The 24,243-nt window shown below is 38.5% G+C and carries 17 protein-coding genes and 2 pseudogenes; 14 read left to right on the top strand and 5 right to left on the bottom strand.

Annotation, left to right across the window (positions count from 1 at the left end; genetic code table 11):
* Positions 1-107 precede the first annotated feature (107 nt).
* From FTV42_RS03785 to FTV42_RS03745, 9 genes and pseudogenes are all read left to right on the top strand, one after another.
* Entirely contained in the window at positions 108-920 is an 813-nt protein-coding gene (locus FTV42_RS03785) for a restriction endonuclease subunit S (RefSeq protein ID WP_257223393.1), read from the top strand.
* Between the two features lie 187 nt (positions 921-1,107).
* On the top strand, positions 1,108-2,025 hold the full coding sequence (locus tag FTV42_RS03780; protein ID WP_180037486.1) for an Abi family protein: 918 nt from the start codon (positions 1,108-1,110) through the stop codon (positions 2,023-2,025).
* A 35-nt stretch (positions 2,026-2,060) separates the two neighbouring features.
* On the top strand, positions 2,061-5,324 hold the full coding sequence (locus tag FTV42_RS03775; RefSeq protein WP_180037484.1) for a type I restriction endonuclease subunit R: 3,264 nt from the start codon (positions 2,061-2,063) through the stop codon (positions 5,322-5,324).
* Positions 5,325-5,351: 27 nt separating this feature from the next.
* Entirely contained in the window at positions 5,352-7,403 is a 2,052-nt protein-coding gene (locus tag FTV42_RS03770) for a hypothetical protein (protein WP_153566653.1), read from the top strand.
* A gap of 13 nt (positions 7,404-7,416) precedes the next feature.
* Positions 7,417-8,205 carry a hypothetical protein gene (locus FTV42_RS03765; protein WP_180037482.1) on the top strand — a complete coding sequence of 263 codons (789 nt, stop codon included), beginning with the start codon at positions 7,417-7,419 and terminating at the stop codon, positions 8,203-8,205.
* A 163-nt stretch (positions 8,206-8,368) separates the two neighbouring features.
* Positions 8,369-8,626, top strand: a pseudogene (locus FTV42_RS03760) (IS30 family transposase); the annotation flags it as partial.
* 560 nt (positions 8,627-9,186) lie between these two features.
* The gene (locus FTV42_RS03755) at positions 9,187-12,582 is read left to right on the top strand and encodes a TM0106 family RecB-like putative nuclease (protein WP_180037480.1); all 3,396 of its coding nucleotides are present in this window, start codon (positions 9,187-9,189) and stop codon (positions 12,580-12,582) included.
* Positions 12,583-12,604: 22 nt separating this feature from the next.
* A complete protein-coding gene (locus FTV42_RS03750; RefSeq protein WP_257223391.1) occupies positions 12,605-14,740 on the top strand; it encodes an AAA family ATPase in 2,136 nt (711 codons plus the stop codon).
* Between the two features lie 14 nt (positions 14,741-14,754).
* Entirely contained in the window at positions 14,755-16,089 is a 1,335-nt protein-coding gene (locus FTV42_RS03745) for an McrC family protein (RefSeq protein WP_174894354.1), read from the top strand.
* Here the strand turns inward: FTV42_RS03745 and FTV42_RS03740 are convergent.
* On the bottom strand, positions 16,068-16,775 hold the full coding sequence (locus FTV42_RS03740; protein ID WP_180037476.1) for a hypothetical protein: 708 nt from the start codon (positions 16,773-16,775) through the stop codon (positions 16,068-16,070). The genes FTV42_RS03745 and FTV42_RS03740 overlap by 22 nt on opposite strands.
* 45 nt (positions 16,776-16,820) lie before the next feature.
* On the opposite strand from FTV42_RS03740, the gene FTV42_RS03735 reads away from it, so the two are divergent.
* Positions 16,821-17,504, top strand: coding sequence for a metallophosphoesterase (locus FTV42_RS03735; protein WP_086044678.1), 684 nt, complete (start codon positions 16,821-16,823; stop codon positions 17,502-17,504).
* 833 nt (positions 17,505-18,337) lie between these two features.
* Positions 18,338-18,574 carry a hypothetical protein gene (locus FTV42_RS03730; RefSeq protein WP_034438286.1) on the top strand — a complete coding sequence of 79 codons (237 nt, stop codon included), beginning with the start codon at positions 18,338-18,340 and terminating at the stop codon, positions 18,572-18,574.
* A gap of 7 nt (positions 18,575-18,581) precedes the next feature.
* Here FTV42_RS03730 and bioB read toward each other — a convergent pair whose 3' ends face one another.
* The 3 genes from bioB to queG all read right to left on the bottom strand — a co-directional run bounded on the left by bioB (position 18,582) and on the right by queG (position 21,141).
* A complete protein-coding gene (bioB, locus tag FTV42_RS03725; protein WP_180037474.1) occupies positions 18,582-19,583 on the bottom strand; it encodes a biotin synthase BioB in 1,002 nt (333 codons plus the stop codon).
* 39 nt (positions 19,584-19,622) lie between these two features.
* Complete coding sequence (locus FTV42_RS03720; RefSeq protein ID WP_180037323.1) at positions 19,623-19,871, bottom strand: hypothetical protein; 249 nt, start codon at positions 19,869-19,871, stop codon at positions 19,623-19,625.
* 175 nt (positions 19,872-20,046) lie between these two features.
* Positions 20,047-21,141, bottom strand: a complete 1,095-nt coding sequence (gene queG, locus FTV42_RS03715) for a tRNA epoxyqueuosine(34) reductase QueG (RefSeq protein ID WP_180037472.1) — start codon at positions 21,139-21,141, stop codon at positions 20,047-20,049.
* Positions 21,142-21,164: 23 nt separating this feature from the next.
* Here queG and FTV42_RS03710 point away from each other — a divergent pair, with 23 nt between their 5' ends.
* Positions 21,165-22,622: an NAD(P)H-hydrate dehydratase gene (locus FTV42_RS03710; RefSeq protein WP_180037470.1), complete on the top strand. Its 1,458-nt coding sequence runs from the start codon at positions 21,165-21,167 to the stop codon at positions 22,620-22,622.
* Positions 22,623-22,632: 10 nt separating this feature from the next.
* Positions 22,633-22,905: pseudogene (locus FTV42_RS03705) on the top strand (acylphosphatase).
* Positions 22,906-22,908: 3 nt separating this feature from the next.
* Here FTV42_RS03705 and ruvC read toward each other — a convergent pair.
* Positions 22,909-23,454: a crossover junction endodeoxyribonuclease RuvC gene (ruvC, locus tag FTV42_RS03700; RefSeq protein WP_004278925.1), complete on the bottom strand. Its 546-nt coding sequence runs from the start codon at positions 23,452-23,454 to the stop codon at positions 22,909-22,911.
* A gap of 125 nt (positions 23,455-23,579) precedes the next feature.
* Here ruvC and FTV42_RS03695 point away from each other — a divergent pair, with 125 nt between their 5' ends.
* Positions 23,580-24,146: an FxsA family protein gene (locus tag FTV42_RS03695; protein ID WP_005247360.1), complete on the top strand. Its 567-nt coding sequence runs from the start codon at positions 23,580-23,582 to the stop codon at positions 24,144-24,146.
* Positions 24,147-24,243: the final 97 nt, after the last annotated feature.

Genomic DNA, 24,243 nt, shown 5'->3' with positions numbered 1-24,243 from the left:
AAGTTCATGCGCGTGTGGCAGTTCTGAATAGATTTACGGAATTAGGTAGACCTCACACCCAAGTTGTCACTTAAATTTGAATGGATTGGGGAAAACTCAGCTTTTGAATGTTTATGCAACAAAGCCCCTTAATTGCTAAACAAGAAAAGCTGATTGAACTGCTTAAAGAAAAGCATCAAGCGGTGATTAGCCATGCCGTCACCAAAGGTTTAAATCCTGATGTAGCGATGAAAGATTCAGGTGTGGAATGGTTAGGGCAAGTGCCTGAGCATTGGAAGATTCCAAAATTAAAACAACTTATTCGATATGGCTCTTCTATTTCTTATGGAATTGTTCAGCCTGGGGATGCTCTTAATGAGGGTGTTCCATTTATTCAAACAACAAATATTTCTAAAGGTAGTTTTAAACTTGAGGATTTTCAAAAGACGTCTGTGTCTATAGAAAGTAATTATCCAAGGTCAAGATTACAAGGTGGAGAGGTTATTTTAGGAATTAGAGCTTCAATAGGGGCTGCGTTTGTAGTGCCGATGAGTTTTAAAGGGGTTAATTTATCAAGAGGTATTGCTCGTATTGTTCCCAATAATTTGCTACGTGCTGATTTTTTAGTTTGGTATTTTAAATCTAATGCAGTAGATCAATATTGGGGTCTGAGTAAACAAGGTAGTACTTTTAGTGAGGTTTCTATTGAAACAGTAAAGGAATTGAATGTTGTTATTCCTCCACTGGTTGAACAGGCAGACATAGCTAAATATTTAACTAATGAATCCAACAAGTTTGAGAAGCTGATTAATTCAGCTGAAACACAAAAAATCTTACTTCAAGAACGCCGTACGGCCCTTATTTCCTCTGCGGTGACAGGCAAAATCAATGTCAGCAACTGGCAACACCCCAATGAGGCTAAAACGGAGTTAAGCCTATGAATATTCTCAGTTGCCTCAAACAAATGTGGACTCAAGCAGATACAAAAAATCATTGCATAAATAATTGCAATGATTCACTATATGCTCAACAACACCCGACAAGGCTAGGCAAGCAATTGCATCCTCAAACTGTCGGGTTACTTGTTTCTGGAGCCCTAAAAAATATAACAATCAGGGCAAGCCATCTATGAAATCTTTTAACAAGCCTGCCAAAACCTTTGCTGAACAAATTGAGCTATTAAAAGCTCGAGGCATGCAATTTGCCAATGAGCAACAGGCACAATTTTACCTAGAGCAAATCAATTATTATCGCTTAGGCGCCTATTGGCTTCCATTTGAACACACCCATTCACCACATTGCTTTAAACCAGATACCAGTTTTGAACAGGTGTTAGCGCTGTATGTATTTGATCGTGAATTAAGGTTACTCATCCTGGATGCCATAGAACGCCTGGAAGTTGCCGTTCGTACCCGTTTTGCCTATGAATTGGCACATCGGCATGGTTGTCATGCTTATCTGCAAGGGCAATACTTTAAACCCGCCTTTAAATGGCAAAGCTTACTCGAATCACTGAAAACTGAAGTGTCCCGCGCAGATGAAGTCTTTATAGAACACTATAAACGTACCTATGATGATCCTGAATTACCACCGATTTGGGCAACCTGTGAAGTAATGAGTTTTGGTCAACTGTCCAAATGGTATCAGCTCTTGGCACCGATTCAGACACGTAAAGCCATTTCCAGTCATTTTGATTGCGATGAAAAACAGTTTGAAGGCTTATTACAGCATTTTGTCTACTTAAGAAATACCTGTGCTCATCATTCAAGACTATGGAACCGCAAATTTACCAAAACCATTGCCAAGCCGCGCAGTAAACCGATGGGGCTTCGTGTGCAATGCAATTTTGAAAATACCAACGCATCAGATCGAAAGATTTATAACAGTCTGGTATTTCTACTCTATTTCATGGACAAAATCGCCCCGCAGCATACATGGCGTAAACGTCTGGTTGATCTGCTTTTGACACATCACAACATATCAAAAACAGCGATGGGCTTCCCTGAAGATTGGCAAAGCCATCCTATTTGGCAAATAGAACAGTAATAAAGAAATTTGAGTATCGAGAGGGTTGGGGAAACATGAGATCGGATGCAACTTTAGAAACCATCTTCCAGCAAGATATCATTGCACAAATGCAATCACATGGCTGGATTGTGGGTTCTGGGCAGGGCTACAATTGTGAAAAAGCCCTGTATGAGCAAGATGTACTCGACTTTGTACAAAAGACCCAACAGGTCGAGTGGCAGAAATTTAAAAACATCTTCCCCAATGATACCGAACGCCATTTTTTAGATACCGTCGTGGCTCAGCTTAAAAAAGCCGATATCAATGCCACCGATGTTGAATCCCGTAGTTATGGCACATTGGGCATACTCCGCCATGGCATCAAGACCCGTGGTACACGCTTTTCATTCTGTCAGTTTAAACCTGAACATGGTCTAAATCCCGAACTGAATCAACGTTATCAGCAAAATATCTGCCGTGTCGTGCCTGAACTGGTGTATAGCCCATATACATCCAAAGCCGAATTAGAGGCAACTGGCAAACAAGCCAAAAAATGGCGGATTGACCTGGTCCTGTTTATCAATGGCTTTCCTGTGGCAACTCTGGAACTCAAGTCCGAGTTTAAACAGGCTGTGCAAAATGCCATGACACAGTACCGAAAAACCCGACTGCCCAAAGACCCTGAAACCAATAAGCCTGAACCGTTGCTGATGTTTAAACGCGGTGCATTGGTGCATTTTGCGGTAAGCCAGTATGAAGTCTACATGGCGACGCATTTGAGTGGTGATAGCACCTACTTCCTGCCATTTAACAAAGGTACTTCAGCCCAAGGTGCAGGCAATGATGTCCCTGAAGATGTCAACGAATATGCCACAGGCTATTTATGGAATGAAGTCTTAACACCTGATAGCTTGCTGAATATTTTGGGTAACTTCATTCATTTACAGATTGAAGAAAAGGAAGACTGGGAAGGGCGCAAATACAAAAAGGAAAGTCTGATCTTCCCTCGTTATCACCAATGGAAAGTGGTGAATAACCTAGTTCAAGATTCATTGGCAGAAGGCACAGGGCAAAAATACCTGATTCAGCACAGTGCCGGTTCGGGTAAATCCAACTCGATTGCATGGACGGCGCATCAGCTTTCCAGTCTCTACGATGCCAATAATAAAAAGATGTTTGATTCTGTGATTGTGGTGACAGACCGAACCATCTTGGATGCACAGCTTCAGGATACGATCTATCAGTTTGAACATGCCGATGGCGTCGTGGGTCGGATTAACAATAAAGAAGGTGATGGCTCTAAATCCGAGAAACTGGCAAAAGCCTTGGAAATGGCGCAGCCGATTATCATCGTCACCATTCAGACTTTCCCGTTCGTACTGCGTGCCATTGAAAACAGCACCAGTTTAAAAGAACGTAAATACGCCGTCATTGCCGATGAAGCCCATTCATCGCAAAGCGGTTCCACGGCGCGTCAGCTCAAAGAAACTTTGATGATTGAAGAGCGTGAAGAAGATGAGCAGCTTTCTTCGGAAGATGTACTCGATGCGGTGATGGCATCACGTAAGGGCAGTGCAAACCTAAGCTTCTATGCCTTTACCGCAACCCCAAAGGATAAAACCTTACAACTGTTTGGACGCTTGCCCGATCCAAGCATGCCGCCGTCTAAAACCAATATTCCTGTGGCATATCACGTCTATTCGATGCGCCAAGCGATTGAAGAAGGATTTATTTTGGATGTACTGAAGAATTACACCAACTATAAAGTCATCTACAAGCTCAAGCAGAAGATCGAAGAAAAAGACGCTCAGGTCGATGCCAAGAAAGCCAAGACCAGGCTGAATCAGTGGGTACGCTTACACGATCATAATATCTCGCAAAAAGTGAATATCATCATTGAGCATTTCAAGAAAAATATTATGGGCTTACTCGGTGGACAAGCCAAAGCCATGGTGGTGACCAGTTCTCGTAAAGAAGCGGTGCGTTATAAACAGGCCTTTGATAAATACATTGCTGAACAGAACTATGCCAACATTCAAGCCATGGTGGCATTCTCAGGCGATGTAGAATTTAATGCCAATGATGCAGACAGTAGCCATCTGTTAGGTCAAAAATTTACCGAAAGCAATATGAACCCGAATATGAAAGGTCGTGAGATGCGTAAGGCATTCGATAGCGATGACTTTCAGGTGATGATTGTGGCAAATAAGTTCCAGACCGGCTTTGATCAGCCGAAACTGTGTGCCATGTACGTGGATAAGAAATTGGGTGGGGTGGAGTGTGTACAGACCTTATCGCGCTTAAACCGGACTTATCCGGGTAAAGCGGAGTCAGGCACCTTTGTTCTGGATTTCTTTAACGATCCACAAGACATTCTGGATGCTTTCCAGCCATATTATCAAACGGCGGAACTGGCGGATGTATCCAATCCTGATCAGGTTTATGATCTGTTTGAAAAGCTGAAAGCCTCAGGCATTTTCCTCTGGACTGAGGTAGAACAGTTCGTTGAGGCCTTCTACAGCAAAAATAAATCCAGTGCAGCACTCGCTAACATCTGTAAGCCCGCTTTACAACGTTGGCAGCATCGCTATAAACAAGCCATCAATGATTATGATGTCACCAAGAACCGTTTAGAACGCTGTAAACAGACAGGTGACGCCGTACTGATTGCCAATGCTGAAAATGAGTTTGCAGAAGCGAAGAAAGCGCGTGATGCTCTGGAAATCTTCAAAAAGGATTTAGGCAGTTTCACCCGTTTCTATGAATTTATGTCTCAAATCGTGGAATATGATGATCAAGAACTTGAGAAGCTCAGTCTTTTTGCGCGTAACTTACGCCCGATGCTGCGTGAACAAGCTGCGGACGAAGATGAAATTGATCTGAGTAATGTAGCAATGAGCCATTACCGCTTGTCTAAGCTTCGTCAGCAGGATATTCAGCTTAAAGCAGACAGTACTGAGCATAAATTGGAGCCTGGGAATGATTTGGGTACAGCCAAGGCGAAAGACAAGAAAGAAGACTTCCTGTCGGTGATTTTAAGCCGTGTGAATGAGATCTTTATCACGGATAAGCTGACCGATAAAGACATGATTAATTATGTGCATACCGTCGCAGATAAGATGTCTGAGAACACACGCATGATGAAGCAGATCCAAAACAATACCCGTGAACAGGCGATGCTGGGAGAGTTTGATACGGCGCTTGATGACGCCGTATTGGATAGTAATGAGGCACATATGGAGCAGATGACACAGCTCATGAGCGATCCTGCAAAGATGAGGCAGTTTGCGCATATTATTTATGATGTGTTGGTGAATAAAGAACAGAAGAATTTTTAAAAAATAGTTTAAATGTTAGGGGGTAATATGAATACGGTTTCCAAAATCAAATATGACGATCAAAAAGAAATAAATGGATTAAAAGTGCAGTTAATCGAAGCAAATAAGAAACTACTTGCTTATGGCGATGTAGAGGATACTTTATATAAGGCTATAGAAGAGCAGAATTGGTTTACTTTTAAAAATAAGCCATTTGTTGTATTTGATCGTAGAACTGGTTTTTTATTTCCAAATTTTAATCACGTTAAACATGTTGCCTATCATGAATGGAACGAGGTAAAAAAATCTTATGGGCCTAACGACATTGAAAAAGGGCGATGGGAAATTCTATCTGAGATTTTTTATTATGATGAGAAAACTGATAGAACTAAAGGTTCATATTTTTTTAAACAAGGCTCACATGATTTAAAATTGGACTATCCAAAAAAATTTAGAGGATCTAAGGCGACTGGCATATTTATTTCAAAGCATATAGATAAATTAGGCCAATTAAAAAAGATTAACTATATAACAGGCTTCAGCATAAATGATTCTTTTTCTTGGTATTCCACAGGAAATTATCAGAATTACTTAAACCATAGTGTATTCCCTGTACTGAAGGTATTGAATAATCCAAAATTATTACCAGATCATCCTAGTATGATCGGAAGGGAAAAAAGCAAAATAATTTTGAATTTCTTTATAGATAAAGGATGGATGCCGATTTTTGAGCCCTTCTTGGATCAGTTTCACAATGAATCCAATGATGATTATCAGAACAGATTGAGTATAGCTAAGAAAGAATGTGATGAGTACAATAGTATTTTTGAAATTTACTATGAAAAAAGACAATCAGAGAAAAAACTTTTGGGTCTTGGTCTAACTTATGATGATCTGTCAAATGCGGCGGTATCAAATTTGGGTAAAATGTCTTATGACTTTCTTGTTGAAATACAAAACTATAATATTGATGAAATCAATAAATCTGTGTGGCAGTATAGTTTTTCTGCACAAAAATGGCTGAATAGTCTTTTAGGTAAAATTGATGAATGGGAAAATGACAATCTAGATCTAGTGAAGACTGCCCTTGAATTAAAGCAGGAGTTAGATAAAAAGATAACTGTAAGTATGAATGTGACTGCTGAAGAAAAACAGTTACTTGAAGCACAATTACTACATCTCAAAAAACGTCTTGATATAGGCTTAACGCCGTTGCGTTCAAACTTAATTAATTTATTTTCTGAATCTCAGCAGATTTCTCTCAATTTAGAGCGAACCAATACACTGGTGGGGTTGGCACAAATTGAGCAACAATTGCGTCCAAGTTTTGAACTGCTTGCAGAACATACTGCAACACTTTGTACAAAGACATTAAAAGAAATGGAATGGTTGGATCAATCGCTAGATTTTGTGAAAGCGGTTGTAAGTGTTTTGCGGAAATCTGCAGAAGACTATCTAATTCTAGTTGATAAGTATCGGCTAGATTTAATTCAGATTGGTCTAGATAATAGTATTGAAAATGAAGAAATCATGAAGTGGTTTGCTGAATGGCGTAGTGAACGGTTATCCCTTTTAAAACAGATTCAGCCTTTGTTGGATGCTGGCTTAAATAAAATCATAGATGAACAAACTGTTCTTGATGTATTGCCATGTATTGAACAGTATCAATCAGGATTGGACCAATTCTATCTACAAAAACGTTTAGGTATTCACACGACGTATGCATTCCAAGCGAATGGGCACCGTCAAGAGAAGCTTGAAAAAGAACAAGAGCTAACAAAATTAGTTCACCAGTTCATGCAACAGTTGGAAAAGATCATCTTTAATACTAAAACAACGGCGCAAAAGATTTGGCTTATACGATTCAGTGAGGTTTGGCAACAGGGCGTAGTAAATGAAATTACAGAATTTGTAGCTAAAGAACAGCTAATTGAACGTGATGATATTGTTCAAATCATGAGTGAAGAATTGCGTAAAGTGCAACAACAGAACTTAGCAGCATGTTTGCAGGATGCGCAAAGTTATAGCGAAGCATTGGCACAACGAGAAAAAGACGTAAATACATTGATATTTAAAATGCGTAAAGCATTAATGAAATAAGAGGGGAATTATAATGGGGTTGTTTAGTTCTATTGGTGGCTTTGTTAGTAAGGCTGCAAGTGCAGTAGGAAGTTTTTTGGGTGGTGCTGCATCAGGTAGTGGTAATGGAGGGAGGGATCGTGATTATGGTGGTGGTTCATATTCCACATCTACATCTACGAGTTCGACAGTAACTAACTATGATCCAGATAAAATTGAAGCTGCTAAACTTACAAATGAACGTGTTGAGCTCGTCAAAAATGCTCAGCTTGAGTTGATGGAAGTAAATGCACGTCTTGAAGCAGTGATGATTGAAGCTCGCTGTAAAGGTTTTCAGGCAATGCAGGGCTCAATGATGCAAATGCTGAAAGAGGTTAATCATTTAGCTGAAGAGCGCTTGGTTTTACTGGAGAACGGTAGCCAAGAGCAGATTAAGAAAGTTGAATCTATGTATGCGGATTTAAGTAAAGACATGGATAATGATGACTTCATGTTTGCTAAAGTTCCACAGATGCTAGAGCTTGCGAATAAATTCCCAGAGGGATCGGATAGTCGAAAGCTTTATATGAATGGAATTGATCGTGAAATGGCAAAGCATTTTGATTTCAAAACTGAGCAGTTAAAGAACTTAAATGCACGTTGTCAGATTGTGGTTGCATCCGTAGTTGCTAGTAAAGAGAAAATGCAACATCACATTGATACTGTTATTACAAAGCGTATTGAGCATATTGAGCAAGTAATGCAAGTCAATGCACAGCTTCCTTATAATGCTACGGCACAGATTGGTGGTGGTGATTCATTAAAACTTGAGCAAAAGTCTTAATTTGTAAGATTTATTGACATCATTTCAATATAATTGGTATCTGCTTTGTTTTTAAAGATCGCAGATTCAAATCACAAGTGCGACACATTTGTAGTTAGTTGAAAAAGTTAGGTGTATTCATTGAATCATTAGACTTTTTCAACTCGCAACTAGAAAGCACACAATGAAGAAATACCCCCTAACTTTCTCAAAATGAAAGATACGAAATTTATGTCACTTTGAAAAGTGAAAGTTTAATCGCTACCCTTATTTGGGAGTTGGGACGTTCACGATCAACTATCTATCGTGAAATAAAAAGAAATACTGGGCAACGTGGGTATAGAGTTCAACAGGCAGCGAAATTTGCAAGTCAAAACGGTATCGCCCTTCATCAAAAATGACAGCGTTTGCCTTTGCTTATATTGATTATTTGGTTGGCTTATGCAAAAGCTTCGAGTAATGCCTTTTAATTTGGATGAACCACGAAATTTCAAAATTACTTAGTGTTTTCTCTGTACGGTAAGTGCGATATTGGGTACTAAACGGTACTTTTTGACTAGTTAAGTTCCAATTTTAGCACTTATCGCATTACATATATGCATAGACAGGAAATTTAGAGGGGATACCCTTTATTCATTGAGTACTTGGAGTCGTTCGATAATTTTTACGGAAAATGGTAGCCAATAGTTCCAGAATTTATATGTAGGATTATATGAACCACGTCCTTCAGGTTTCCATTCTTTAAGCAATGCAATGATTTCTGGGTTATATGTATTATTTACTGAGACCATCCTACTCGAAAAATGGCGTACATTTACATGCATGCCCTTCACTTTAAATTTATAGTCCTGCCAAGTTGGAATGGTGGCGGTTACGTGTATGCATGACAGAGATTAAATGGTAGAAGTGAGCTTAATTTTATAAGACTAAATAATAGAAATAACTATCAGATGTTTATAGTATTATCCATTGTTAATACTTTATAAAAATATTTGAGTTAATATGAAAATACACAATGATAATTTAATCTTTTCTCCCTCAGATTTAATTTTGTTTCTAGAAAGTCCTTTTGCTTCCTGGATGGAACATTTCAGTCTTACTACTCCTGAAACTTTAGATTTAAAAGATCAAGATGATGCAATGATGCTCATGCTTCAGGATAAAGGAGCAGAGCACGAATCATCTGTATTGGAAGAGTTGAAGCAACAAGGCTTAACAATTACAGATATAGGATTAAGTTCAGATAAGAAAGCTGCAACGATACAGGCTATGAAAGAAGGTGTAGATGTTATTTTTCAGGCTTGTTTAAGTAAAGGTAAGTTTACTGGATTTGCTGATTTTTTAGTTAAGGTTCCAGGTTCTAGTCAACTTGGGGACTATCATTATGAAATTTGGGATACCAAACTCTCTAAATCACTACAACCTTATTACACCATCCAACTGTGTTGTTATCAGGAAATGATTGCAGCTATTCAAGGCCGTTATTCGAATGATTTTGTCATTATTTTAGGCGATCAAACTCAGCAGCGATTGAGAACACAAGAATTTTACTATTACTACCAATCAGTAAAAAATGCCTTTTTGCAATTGCACGAAGAATTCGATTTAGAAAAGTACCCTAATCCTTCTGACTCCAAGTCATGGGGTTGTTGGAGTAATTATGCGAAGCAATTACTCAAAGATAGAGATCATCTTTCTCAAGTTGCCACAATTACACGCTCGCAAATCAAGAAGCTGAATGCTGAGGGTATTCAGACGATGCAAGATTTGATTGATAGTGATAAACTAAATATTAAGGGCTTGAATACTGATGTATATAAAAGATTAAAAGCTCAGGCTCGGATTCAGCGGCAAAGTGAAGGGCTTACAACGCCTTTATTTGAAATCATTAACACTCATGAAAAACTAGGATTGGCATTATTACCCCAGCACTCTGAAAATGATGTGTACTTCGATATCGAGGGGTTTCCTTTAATTGAAGGGGGACTTGAGTATTTATGGGGATGTACATATTTCGATGAAAAGGGTGAGCGTAAATTTATAGACTTTTGGGCTCACAATGAAATTGAAGAAAAAATAGCATTTAAATCATTTATCGAATGGGTTTATGCACGTTGGCAGCAAGATCCTACGATGCATATTTACCATTATGCAAACTATGAAATTGCTGCATGTAAGAAGCTTATGTGCCGTTATGGTGTTTGTGAATTTGAAGTAGATCAATTGTTAAGAAATGAAGTTTTTGTTGATTTATACAAGATCGTTAAAAATGGATTGCTGATTGGTGAACCCAAATATTCTATTAAAAATGTAGAACACTTATACCGTGGTAAACGTGAGACAGAAGTGGGTTCGGGGGGTGATTCTGTTGTCGTGTATGAAAATTGGCGAGTTAATCCAGATGGATTAACCTGGCAAACATCACAAGTCCTGAACAGTATCCGAGACTACAATATTGATGATTGTAATAGTACGCAAGAGTTGGTGGCTTGGTTGCATCAGAAACAGCAAGAATTTGGCATCCAGCATGCAGGTAAAAAAGACATTGTAGAAAAAGAGCTAAGTGAGGAAATAACGACAATAACTCACTTAAGAGATCAATTATTGAGTAAAGCAGAATCTCTTAAGGCTCAGGGTATAATTGAATCACAAATTTGTGAAAACATGGCTTGGGCTCTGGAATTCCATCGTAGAGAAGCTAAGCCAGTTTTTTGGCGACTCTTTGAAAGAATGGGCTTAACAGTTGAAGAGCTTTATGATGACCTTGATTGTCTAGTAAATTGTATTCGTACAGACAAAGATCCATTTAAACCAACCCCCAAAGCAAGAAGCTTAGCATATGAGTATTCATTTGATCCTCATCAAGAATTTAAAATGGCAAATACCACTAGCTTTTATATTCTTGGGGAGGAGGATGAAAAGGGAAACAATCTTAAAGCGACATTATTAAAAGAGCATTCATCAGTTTCAAAAGGCAGAATTTGCTTACAGCTTAAAGAACCGCTTTCTGTTGTGCATTTAATTCCAGATGATTATGTGAATCCAAAGCCTATTCCAAAAGCAATAGAAACAGTAGTCCGAAGCTATTATGAAAACCAGCTCAATGATGATGCTATTCTCCATTTTTTAAGACGGGATTATCCACGCATCAAGGGTATAGAAAAGGGAGAAATAATTGTTTCGAGCCATAAAAAATTAGAAAAGTTAGATCAAATAAAATTGGCAATTTGTAATTTGGATAACTCATATATTGTGATTCAAGGACCTCCTGGTGCAGGAAAAACCTTTACAGGTAAGCATGTTATTGCAGAACTACTTAAGCAAGGAAAAAAAGTAGGCATTAGCTCAAATTCCCACAAGGCAATTAATAATCTTTTGATTGGCGTGGCACAGTATTGCCAAAATGAAAATATTCCAGCTCATTTCTGTTGTACAAAAAATACAGATACTGAAATTGAAAGCTTTGGAATTTCAGAAATTAAGAATGACAAAATAGTTGAATATCTTGATGGAGCATGTGTCATTGGTACCACAGCGTGGGGGTTTTCTCGTGAGGAATTAAATAAGCAATTTGATTATTTGTTTATTGATGAAGCGGGGCAAGTGTCAGTCGCAAACTTAATTGCAATGAGTCAATCCGCTCATAATTTGGTTTTAATGGGTGACCAAATGCAACTAGGACAACCAGCGCAAGGTACACACCCAGGCGATAGTGGTTTGTCTATTTTAGATTATTTGCTAAAAGATCATCCAACAATTGAGTCTAACCGAGGCATCTTTCTCGACACTACCTACAGAATGCATTCAAAAGTAAATGAGTTTATCAGTCAGGCAATTTATGAGGGTAAGTTAAATTCACATCAGTCTAACGATCTACAAGTTATACAAGTCCCTGATGCTTATAAGGGAGCATTAAATAAGGAAGCAGGGGTTGTATTTATCCCCGTTGAACATGAAGGAAATACTCAGGCGAGTGATGAAGAGGTTCAAGCGATTCAACATGCTGTAAATGAGCTTCTTGGGCGAATTTATACTGACAAGGAAGGTAATAATAAGTCCATTACTTTAGATGATATGTTGTTTGTAGCACCATATAATTTTCAGGTGACTAAGCTTAAATCTGCTTTAGGTGAAAATGCAAAGTTGGGAAGTGTAGATAAGTTTCAAGGTCAGGAAGCACCTATTGTATTTTTCAGTTTATGCGCAAGTGATGCGAACGATTCACCACGCGGAATGGATTTTTTGTTTGATAAAAACCGTTTAAATGTAGCGAATTCGAGAGCACAGTCTTTAGCAATCGTGGTGGGGAATCCAAACTTAATGAATTGTAATGCAAGCAATATTAAACAGCAGAAGTTGGTGAATGTATTTTGTCAGTTAATGGCATATGCAAAATGAATAATAGAGGAAAGGAATGAATATGTTTTTAAAAGATCATTTTGATTTATTGAAAAGTGTAGATGGTATTAAAAAAGATAAAGATCATTTAGATGAATACAATAAACTTAAAGAACCAGGAGTGCTTACCCAACAATGGGGAGAGTTATTAGCTGAAAAAATCTCAGATGAGGCAGAAACCTCTTTTAGAAATCGTCCGACAAATCAAGGAAATATTTTTAAATCTTATACATGGATTAAAATTTATCCATCTTATAATGCACCAAAGGAGTTGGCATATACTGTTGGTATTGATGCTATTGCTGGATTTGTGACAAAAATAGATACTATCAATCAAGATGGGACAGAATTACGAAAAAAATATGAAAAAATCCGTGGAGAATTTGATGGTGAATCCCCAATAATATCGACTTTATCTATTGAAGAAGGAATACATAAAACAGTTGAGGAGTTAGCTGAATGGAGTTATCAAAGCATAAAAAACTTTAAATATACTTATGACGAGGTTTGTCAGATGTTGGATCTTGGTGATGGTACGAATAGTAGTAGCAATATTTCGTCACAGAATATTAAGTTATTTCAGCATCCATTGAACCAAATTCTATACGGTCCAGCGGGTACAGGTAAAACGTATAATACTATTAATTATGCTTTATCTATTTTAGATGGTCGTAATATTAATGATCCACAAACTGAAAATGATCGTAAAATTTTTAAAAAATATATTGATGAAGGCCGCATTAGTTTTGTGACCTTCCATCAAAGTTATGGTTATGAGGATTTTGTTGAAGGTATCAAAGTTGTATCAGAGAATAATCAGCTAACTTATCCTATCATACCTGGCATTTTCAAAAATATTTGCCAGTTAGCTAGTGCAAATGTTAAATCTAACATTAGCGAAAAATTTGATTTAGGAAATAGAGCTATATGGAAAATGTCATTAGGTCGAGCTGGCATTGAAGATGATCTATATCGATCTTGTTTAGATAATGATGTTGTACTATTGGGTTGGGGGGATGATATTGATTTCACAGGTTGTAATGAACTTCAAACGATAAAACAGAAATTAACTGAATTTGATTATCCAATAAACCAATTAGATACTGCATCCAGTTATGTGAATACCTTTAAAAATAAAATAAAAAATGGTGATTTAATTGTCATTACTGATGGAAATCTAAAATTTAGAGCAATAGCAGAGGTAATTGGAGCATATGAATATGATAGTGAGCAAGAGTTTAGCTATCATCAAGTGAGAAAAGTGAAATGGCTGAAAAGTTTTTTACCAAGCTTAAAAAATGAGGATTATTTCAAAAAAATATTCTCACAATCAACAGTTTATAATCTGGAAAATGCCGTAGATAAAGATAAAATCCAAAATTTATTGACTAAAGGTAAAAATCAAAAAAGTAATACCGATAATAAATACGTCCTTATTATTGATGAAATTAACCGCGGGAATATTTCTAAAATTTTTGGTGAGTTAATTACTTTAATTGAAGAATCAAAAAGAGTGGGTAAGGCGGAAGCTTTAGAAATTATTTTACCAAATTCTCCTAATAAAAAATTTGGCGTCCCAAAAAATCTTTATATTATTGGAACAATGAACAGTTCTGACCGTTCATTAACATCAGTAGATATCGCTTTAAGACGGCGCTTTGAATTTGTTGAAATAATGCCAAAACCAGAAATTCTAAAGGATATTAAAATCACAAAAGAGAATAAAGTAGTGGAAGCTATTGATGTAGCTAAATTATTAGAGGTAATGAATAAACGTATTAAGGTTTTATTAGATAGAGATCACTGTATTGGTCATGCTTATTTTACTGAATTAAAACCTACTTCTGAAAAAGCAGCAGCTACGGTTCAAGAGCTTATGCAAATTTTTGAGAAAAAGATTATTCCTTTGTTGCAAGAATATTTTTTTGATGATTGGAGTAAAATCAAGTTAGTACTCGGAAATAACGGAATGATTAAAACTGAAAAATTGGAAAAGTCTTTATTTCCAAGTATGGATGATCAGTTAATTAGTAATCTTGAAAGTCGAAACTGGGAAATTAATCAAGATTTATTTAAAAATGAAGCAGACCTTCAGGATCAAATTGTTTCTCTTCTGCAGATTGTTACAGGCGTGAAAGCAAAAGAAAATGACTTGTAATAGGCTGAATTATAGTGCTTCTGAGTATTAGAGAATATGGTGTCATTGAAGACAATGGCACTGAACATGCATGTGTTAAAGAGTTGGATCATATCTGTGTTCCAACCTCAGTATTTGACTATTTATGTGAGCTTTCTAGTCAAACAAAAAAAAATGGTACTGCCATTTTTGAGTTAGAAGGCAGACGTAAAATAAAAGTAGATAACTATGTTGGTATTATCCAAACACCATGTGGTCATACAATTGAAATATTACCTAAGCATGTAGAAATACATGAGCAAGATAAAAGGGAAATTGTACTTGCGAATGAACGTCAATTACTCAGAAAAATGCTGCGAGCCTTATGGAAGCTTCCATCCCCTCGAGAAGCAGGCTCAGCCTCATTGGATAAGTTAGATTTACCTTTGAGTGAATGGATCATGAGTCGCTTTTTGGAGGCATGCAACCTATTGCTTCAGCGAGGTGTAAGGTCTGAATATCAATGTGTTGCAGAGCAAAGTGCCTATTTGAAAGGTAGATTGAATATCCAAAGATATCTGACTCAACCAGTGACCGAGCAACATCGTTTTCCGATTGAACATGATATTTTTTCTTTAAATACCGCGCCAAATCGTCTTATTAAAACTGCATTAGAAAAAATCTGTAAACTCACAAAAAATACTGATAATTGGCGATTGGCAAATGAAATCCGTCTTAAATTGAGTGAGGTGCCAACGAGTAGATTGCCGCGTTTAGACTTTCCCCAATGGAAATCAGGTCGTTTATATGCTCAATATGAACCAATCAAAGTCTGGTGTGAAATAGTCCTAGGAGAGCAGACACCATCTGCATTACATGGTGAATGGCATGGAATGAGTTTGCTGTTTCCGATGGAAAAGTTATTTGAAGCTTATGTGCTGAGTAAGCTAGAAGAACAATACTCAGAGCATTACCAAATCCAAAGGCAGAAGAGTAATAAATATTTGTGCCATCATAATGGAAAAGATAGATTTAATCTTCGACCAGACATTTATTTTAAAGCTAAAAAAGATACACATAGCAATATGATTCTAGATACAAAATGGAAATTATTGGATCAGAATAGTGAAGATCAGCGTTATGGAATCAGCGATGGTGATATGCAGCAAATGTTTGCTTATAGTTATATGTACCTTGAACACGATGGTCCAATAGTTTTGATTTATCCAAAAAGTTCCAAATTTAATAAAGCTTTACCAGAGTTTCAGTTAAATAAGCATGAAAGAGATCAAGGAAAAAATCCAAATATATGGGTTCTCCCTTTCGATCTAGATAAGGATAAATTAATCGGTTTTGATATGATAATGAATCAAGACATTGGAGACTCTTGACTTAAATGTACGATAGACAATTTATTATCTGAGATTGGATGCTTTGAAAGCACGATACTAAAGAATACATCTCTATTTCTAGCATACGTTAAGTGATCAACAGTATCTTCTAGCAGCGGTAAATATCCGGATTCTGAAGGAAAATCATAGCTTATTGAAAAATTGAAGCATACTTTTTCAGTATCTGATATCGTTTTCAGATAGGTATTGAGTTGTTTTTCATAACCAGCAGTGTTTTGTAAAATATCATGTATCTTGAGATATCGATGTCCGTTTTTATATGAGTCTGAATTAAAAAAATCCTGAGGATCAAGATAACATTCAGCTGAGAAATAAAATTTAATAAAACTATGGTAAAGATTTTCTAAAGCTTGTTGGGATGTCATAGATTGATCATGCTCGAATACTAGGGCATTTAGATTGTTTTCCAGTCTATTGTTTGAATGTGTAGGTATGATAAGGTGAAGTTTACTGCAATTTAGTTGAAGGTTGTTGAGTTCATCCCAAGATTCTAGAATGATAATATTGATTTTATTTTGCTCCATGCTAGGAATCTGTTCTAAAGTTTTAATTGTAAATAATATAGGGTTTAGTCCATCTTCAAATAACTGGTAAAAATCAATTGAAATCTCTTTATTTGTATAAATAGCAACAATTTGTGGTGTATCGGAAGTTATATGGGACATGTTCTATAATGGGATTTAAAATTCGTAGAAGGTTTTATTCATAGCATGAACGATATAATAAAGATACTTGTAAACCCAAATTATAATTCAGTTTATATCGTTGGAGATATTCACGGATCTTATAGTCTTCTAATGCAAGAGCTTTATCTAAAGAATTTTGATTTTGATAATGATTTGCTCATCTGCACAGGAGATATCATTGACAGAGGTACTGAAAATTTAGAATGTATTTCATTACTCGATCAAAAATGGTTTTTGACTGTGCGCGGTAATCATGAAGAAATGTGTATTCGAGGACAGTATGATCCTAAAATGAAAGACATGCATGCAAGAAATGGAGGGGCATGGTTTTATAGACAATTTCAAAAGACACAACAGAAAATTATTGATCGTTTAGTAGACTTACCATTAGTGATAGAAGTTTTACTGAGTAATAAAAAGATAGGTATTATTCATGCTGATATTGATATTCATGATTGGAATGCTTTTAAGCACGATATTGCACAAGGTGACTACAAGATTTCAGGTGTCAGTTCTGCTTATGCGAACGCGCTGTGGGGGAGAGGACGAATTCGTCAGCATTCCGCTCATTATGATGTTGTCGAAAATATTGATGAAATATATCTAGGTCATACCATTGTAAAAGAGCATACTCAAATCGATAATTGCCATTATATTGATGTTGGTTCCTCTTTTACCAAGAAGCTGTGTATTGTCAAAATTCAATGAATTAGCGATGTGGTAGGGGAGTTTGGTGGTGAAAAAAGCTTAATTGATCAAAAAAGAAACAGTTAAACTATGTATCCTAGCTTGTATCCTGTAATTTTTAAAAATAAATTAATTTAATAAAAACAATAGGGTAGGTAATAGTTTCCGTCTGTCTGGGCCCACCATATAAAACAACCCCTTACGTGCATTAATCGTAAGGGGTTTTTTGTTTTTGGATATTATGAAATCTGAAGTAAGCAATTCACTTAATTGATCGTCGTTCTTATCTCGAAGGACTTAAAATGGGTTGCCTCCACTGATAATGAACTTTTCTAGTTTGCCTTTCAATAAAGATTCTTCGTTACCAGCTTAATAAAAAAGCATCTCCCTCAGATATTACTTTTGTTATCTAAATTCCATAAACATCCTCTTTAATCAAAAAAAAGTTCATATTTATGAAATAATTGTGATGTAGTTCAAAGAATATCTGCAAAAAAAGTGAAAAGTAGATGAAATGCATTTTACAACTGAAAAAATTATGCTAATTAATATGAGATGATTTTTTAGTCAAAAATCATGATGTTTCAGGACGGAATATCTTAAGAAGCGTATTAAAAAAATGATTAAACAGGAGTTTCAATGATGCTTCAGCTTTTAAGAAAATTGTTTTGTTTGCATATTTATGAATATGAGCAAATGCAAGAAATCGGGGAACACAGGGAGTGTCGTAAGTGCGGTACGAATAAGGACTAAAGTTTTTGCAAGAAAAGTGAGCAATGGCTCACTTTTTTATGCTTGTTATGGGCTAATTTCCGTTAAAATTAAAGGGAAATTTCAACATGATGAACAGGCATATGAGCAAAGATTTTCATGCAGATACCTATATCGTCGACAGCAACCTGGCAGATACGCTGCACTGGCTCAGCCTGCATCAAGATAGTTATGACTCCTTTAGCTATGATGCAGTCACGCAAGCGCTGATGGTGCATCATGCCAATGGAGTAGATCAAATCCGAGTCGGAGATTATCTGAATGCCCGTTATGGCATTTTAATTACTGCACATAACTTTTCTGCGAGTTCATCAACTTAAACAGTTGTTAGCTTGCCATGGCATCTGTCGCTAAGCTGCGAACACTTGGTTTTGGCTGTTCAGCGACTAGACCTAATTTTGCAAAAAGTTGCTGATCCCGGCCTTGGGCTGTATTGGGAGTCGTCAGCAGTTTTTCACCAGAGAAAATAGAATTGGCACCGGCCATAAATGCCAGAGCCTGATCCGAATCGCTTAAGGATTCACGGCCGGCAGAAAGGCGAATATAGCTTTTAGGCATCAGTAAACGTGCTACGGCAATGGTGCGAATCCACTCAATCACATCCAGTTTTTCTACATCTGCCATCGGTGTGCCTTCAATCGGCACCAACATATTAATTGGCACAGATTCAGGATGAATTACCAGAGTTGCAAGCTCATATAACAAACCAATCCGGTCATCACGACTTTCGCCCAGACCCACAATACCGCCACTACAGACTTTCATACCAGCCTGACGCACATGATCCAGAGTATCCAGACGATCATCAAAGCTACGCGTGCTGATGATATGTGAATAGTATTCACGAGAAGTGTCCAGATTATGGTTGTAATAATCCAGTCCTGCATCTTTCAAGCGTTCAGCCTGAGATCCATTTAGCATCCCCAGTGTCATGCAGGTTTCCAGACCGAGTGCTTTAACTTCACGTACCATTTCCAGCACATAAGGCATATCGCGTTCATGCGGGTTGCGCCATGCAGCCCCCATACAGAAACGTGAACTTCCTGATGCCAGCGCCTGTTTTGCTTCCTGAATCACTTTATCGACCGCAATACGTTTTTCAGCTTCCAGTTTGGAATCATAATGCGCTGATTGTGAACAGTATTTACAATCTTCAGGACATTTACCGGTTTTAATCGAGAGCAGGGTACTCACCTGAACGGTATTCGCAGTGAAATGTTCACGATGAACCTGTTGCGCCTGAAATACTAAATCCATTAAAGGCTGCTGATAAAGTGCTTGTATTTCTTCACGTGACCAATCATTACGTACCGCATCACTACTGTTCATCTCTTTCCCTATCTATGCTTATTTATCATTCGGTTCATCTTAATAAAAATAAGCTTTTGCTTCACTAGCAAAATATGACCTTATATAAATGGCAAAGCCCACACGAGGTGAGCTTTGTTTTTCAGTTACCAGATTATTTATTACTGTGATTTCCATGAATATCCTGGCCATGCAGATCACTACGGTGCTGCTTGTTAAACACGCGCTGATCCTGTTCATGCTGATTGTTTTTTGGGGAATTAATCGGGCCATGTTGCGGCGGCTGCTGTTGTTGCTTCTGCTGGTCATGCTGAAGCTGCTCAAGCAGTTCTTGATTTGGATTTTTTTGATGACATCATCTTTCCTCCACTTCATTTCTGACTATTTTTATTTATGCCATAGTCTGAAACACGGATGTGTAAGGCTTTTAAGTGAAACTGTGAATCTAGGTAAAGTTGAAATATATTTTAATAGTGAGAGAAAATTAGCTGGATTTTGCCAGTTGTTCTTGAATGGCCCAATCGATATGTACCAGCACAATTTCATCATGCTGATCACGCTGTTGCTGAAGGGCCGGAATAATCTGCCCATCAAAGGGTGCATTGCCCAAACCAATGGCGATATTGCGCATAAAGCTTTGATAACCCGTACGACGCATCGGACTGCCTTCAGTCGCACTTAAAAAGGTGGCTTCATTCCATTGCCATAAATCCAGTAAACTCACTTGATCCAGTCCATGCCGCGGATGAAAATCCTCTATCGAGGTCACTTGGGCAAAACTGTTCCATGGACATATCAGCTGGCAATCGTCACAACCAAAAACCCGGTTACCAATTCCGCGTCGCAAATCTTCTGGAATAATGCCTTTATATTCGATGGTCAGATAGGCGATACAGCGGCGAGCATCTAACATATAAGGCTCGACAATGGCTTGAGTCGGACAGATGTCGATACATGCAGTACAGGAGCCACAATGTTTGGTCGCGGGTTCATCAAAGGGCAGTTCCAGTGAAGTAAACAGTTCACCCAGCACAAAGAATGAGCCTGATGTTCTATGAATCAGCAGGGTGTGTTTACCTGTCCAGCCCATGCCGGCACTTTCAGCCAGCGATTTTTCAAAAATGGGTGCAGAATCCGCAAAAGGACGTGATTCAAAATCTCCGATTTTTCCCCGGATTTTTGTCGCCAAGGTTTTCAGGCGACCGCGCATGGTTTTATGATAATCCCGGCCACGAGCATAACGCGCGATAATGGCAGAGTTGGGTGCATAAGGGATATAACGTGGTTCTGGTACCTCGACCAGATAATCCATACGCACACAGATAATGCTACGTGTGCCGGGAACCAGTAAGGCGGGATTGGCACGTTTTTCCAGATTCTCTTCCAGAAACTTCATGTCACCATGATAACCACGATCCAGATATTCCTGTAAGCGTGCTAATTCTGCTTGAGCATCTGGTTTGGCAATGACACAATCAGAAAAACCCAATTCTAAAGCCTGTGCTTTAATCCATGCTTTTAGCTCAGCTGGATCTTGTTGATAAACTTGAATTTGCGCGTGAGAATCGGGAGTTGTCATAAACCAAAGACAGGGAATAAGAAATGCAGCAACAAGTTTACCATAGCCGCGATCTACAAGCATGGGAGCAGCGCTGGTTTCATCAGCAAAATAGTTCCTACGGTTTAATGCAACAAGTTGCCTGGGGGATTAGCCAGCGGCTGATCACTTTATTTTCCCAGCAAAAAATAAAAAAAATCGCGGTCTGTTGTGGTCAGGGTAATAATGCCGGCGATGGTTATCTGGTGGCTAAATATTTAAAACAGGCTGGTTTTCAAGCTCATATTTATGCGGCTGAGTTAGGTAATTCTAAAGATTTGGCATCGGCTGTGCTGGAAGCCCAGCGGGTTGGTGTGCAGTTTTATTCGCATTTTGATTTTCAATCCGAATATGAGGTCTATATCGATGCCTTATTCGGAATTGGTCTAAACCGTCAGCTGGCTTCTGACTGGCAAAATGTTATTCACGGCATTAACCGGCAAAATGGGCTCAAAATCTCGATCGATATTCCGAGTGGACTGGATGCCAATACCGGCCAGCCTTTGCCTGTTGCGATCAAAGCTGACTATACTTTCACGGGCTTAGGGCTTAAGGCAGGACTGTTTACCGGACAAGGTAAAGAATATGCGGGCAAGATCGAACTGATTTCTGCTATTCCAACAGATGCAGAACTTCAACCGATTGCTTGTCTTTCATCACATCAGATTCAATTGCCGAAGCGTGAAGCCTTTGGTCATAAAGGTAGTTATGGTCATGTCTTGGTGATTGGTGGACATGCTGATATGGGCGGTGCAGTGATCATGGCGGCAGAGGCAGCATTTGCTGCCGGAGCAGGTAAAGTGACGATCGTCTGTGATGCAAAACACCATACTGCGATTTTGTCACGTGCACCAAATATCATGCTGCGTGATATCAATCTTTTAACTCAGGAGCAACGCCAAGCATTGATTCAGCAGGTCGATGCAGTCTGTTTTGGCATGGGATTAGGTCGTGATTCTTGGTCAGAGCAACAATATACAGCCTGGTTTGAGCTGACTCAGCAATCTGATCTGGAGGTTGTTTGGGATGCGGATGCCTTATGGTTTCTGGCCAAGCAGCCTCAAGTTTTGAATTCTCAGACTTATGCGACTCCGCATCCTGGGGAAGCTGCAACTTTGCTGGCATGTAGCACTGCGGAAGTTGAAATGGATCGGATTGCAGCCATTCATGCACTGCAACAAAAATATCAGGGACAGTGGGTGCTAAAAGGTTCAGGGAGTCTGATTCTGGAGGAAAAACTTTATATATGCACAGCTGGAAATGCCGGTATGGGGACAGGCGGTATGGGGGATGTACTGGCTGGTATGATTGCTAGTCTAAAGGCGCAATTTGCACAAAAAATTCATTTGCATGAAATTGTGACGCTACATGCACTTGCAGGCGATGAACTGGCCAAAAATGGCGAACGAGGTTTGCAGGCGCAGGATATGAAGCATGCGATTTATCAGGTGGTGAATCGCTAAGGAGAATAGTGTGCCAGTCATCAAACTGAATATTTCAGGCCAAGTTCAAGGAGTCGGATACCTTTACTAGTTTGCCGAGCAGGCTCAGGCGCTTGGACTGAAAGGATATGTGAAGAACTTGAGCACAGGTGAGCTGGAGGCCGTTATTGCTGGAACAGACTCCCAACTTCAGGAAATGATTACACGAAGTTGGAAAGGGCCTGCTCGTGCAATCGTACAAGCGGTTATTCAAGAGTATCTGGAATCTGAGCTAGATGCTCAAGACTTTATAATATTGCGTTAAACCTTATCGACGACGGCTACTGACGCGACTCCGGCCGCGTGCCATACCACCCAACGCATTCAATACCGCCATTTTACTCATACTGCCTGAGGCGTGAGCATGACAAATAGCAGCAGCTAAAGCATCGGCGGCATCCTGCTGCGGTTTGATGCTGAGTTTTAGAATATTCATTACCATCATCTGCACCTGTTCTTTATCCGCAGCGCCATAACCCACTACTGACTGCTTGATCTGGCGCGCAGTATATTCAGCGACTTTCAAATCCAGATTGACCAGTGCCGCAACAGCAGCACCACGGGCCTGACCGAGTTTTAAGGCAGAATCCGGATTTTGTGCCATAAAGACCTGTTCTACCGCAGCTTCAGTGGGACCATAAAATTTTACAATGCGCTCCACGCCGGCAAAGATCCGTTTTAAACGTTCAGGCATTTCTGTCGTTTCTGTTCTGATGGTGCCGGCATCAACAAAAGTCAGTTTGGAGCCGTCTTTTTCGATAATTCCGTAACCGGTTAAACGAGAACCGGGGTCAATCCCAATAATTAATGACATGCCCGCACTTTAAAAATAGAATAATGCCCATATTGTTACATAAGCGTATCAAAAAAGCTTGATCCTGATGAAGCAGTTGATTCCAGCATCCTATTATTTATTTTACTGAGATTAGATTAATTTTCATGAAATTATTTCTTATTATCCTTGCAGGCTTAATCCTAGAAGTATTTGTCTGGATTGGCGTGGGTGACCTCGTCGGGAGCATGTGGTACGTATTTTTCTGGTTTGTGGCCGCATTTTTTATTGGTATGAATCTGATCCGTAAATACTCGGCCGGTGTAATGCCACAAATGCAGCAAATGCAGATGGGACAGATGAGTGCAGATCCTGCATTAACAGGAAATTTACCTAAAATTCTGGCAGGTTTCTTTCTGCTTATTCCTGGATTGATTACCGACGTATTGGCAGTATTGATGCTCATTCCAGCGGTTCAGCAGGTTTTTAAGGCTGCTATAATGAAAGCGATGATGAAACGTCAGCAACTCATGATGGAAAAAATGATGGGTGGCATGATGGGCGATATGGGTGGTGCACAAGGCCAGAACCCATTTGCCGAGATGATGCGTCAAATGCAGGATATGCAAAATCAGCAATCAGGTCGCGGTGATTCCAACATTATTGATGGTGAAGCACGTGAAGTGAGACCTGAGGCGAAAAAAATTGAAATGAAAGATATCAATCCAAAATAAATGTTTTATTTAAAAAATTCTATTTAAGCCGAATCTGATGATTCGGTTTTTTATTGGAGCTTTCTAATCTCTTTGAACAAACGTTATAATATATTTT

Origin of the sequence: Acinetobacter sp. YH16052 (genome assembly GCF_013417155.1) — a bacterium.
Taxonomy (GTDB): Bacteria; Pseudomonadota; Gammaproteobacteria; order Pseudomonadales; family Moraxellaceae; genus Acinetobacter.
The sequence above is the reverse complement of the archived record's forward strand: the minus strand, read 5'-3'. Positions and strand labels throughout refer to the sequence as shown.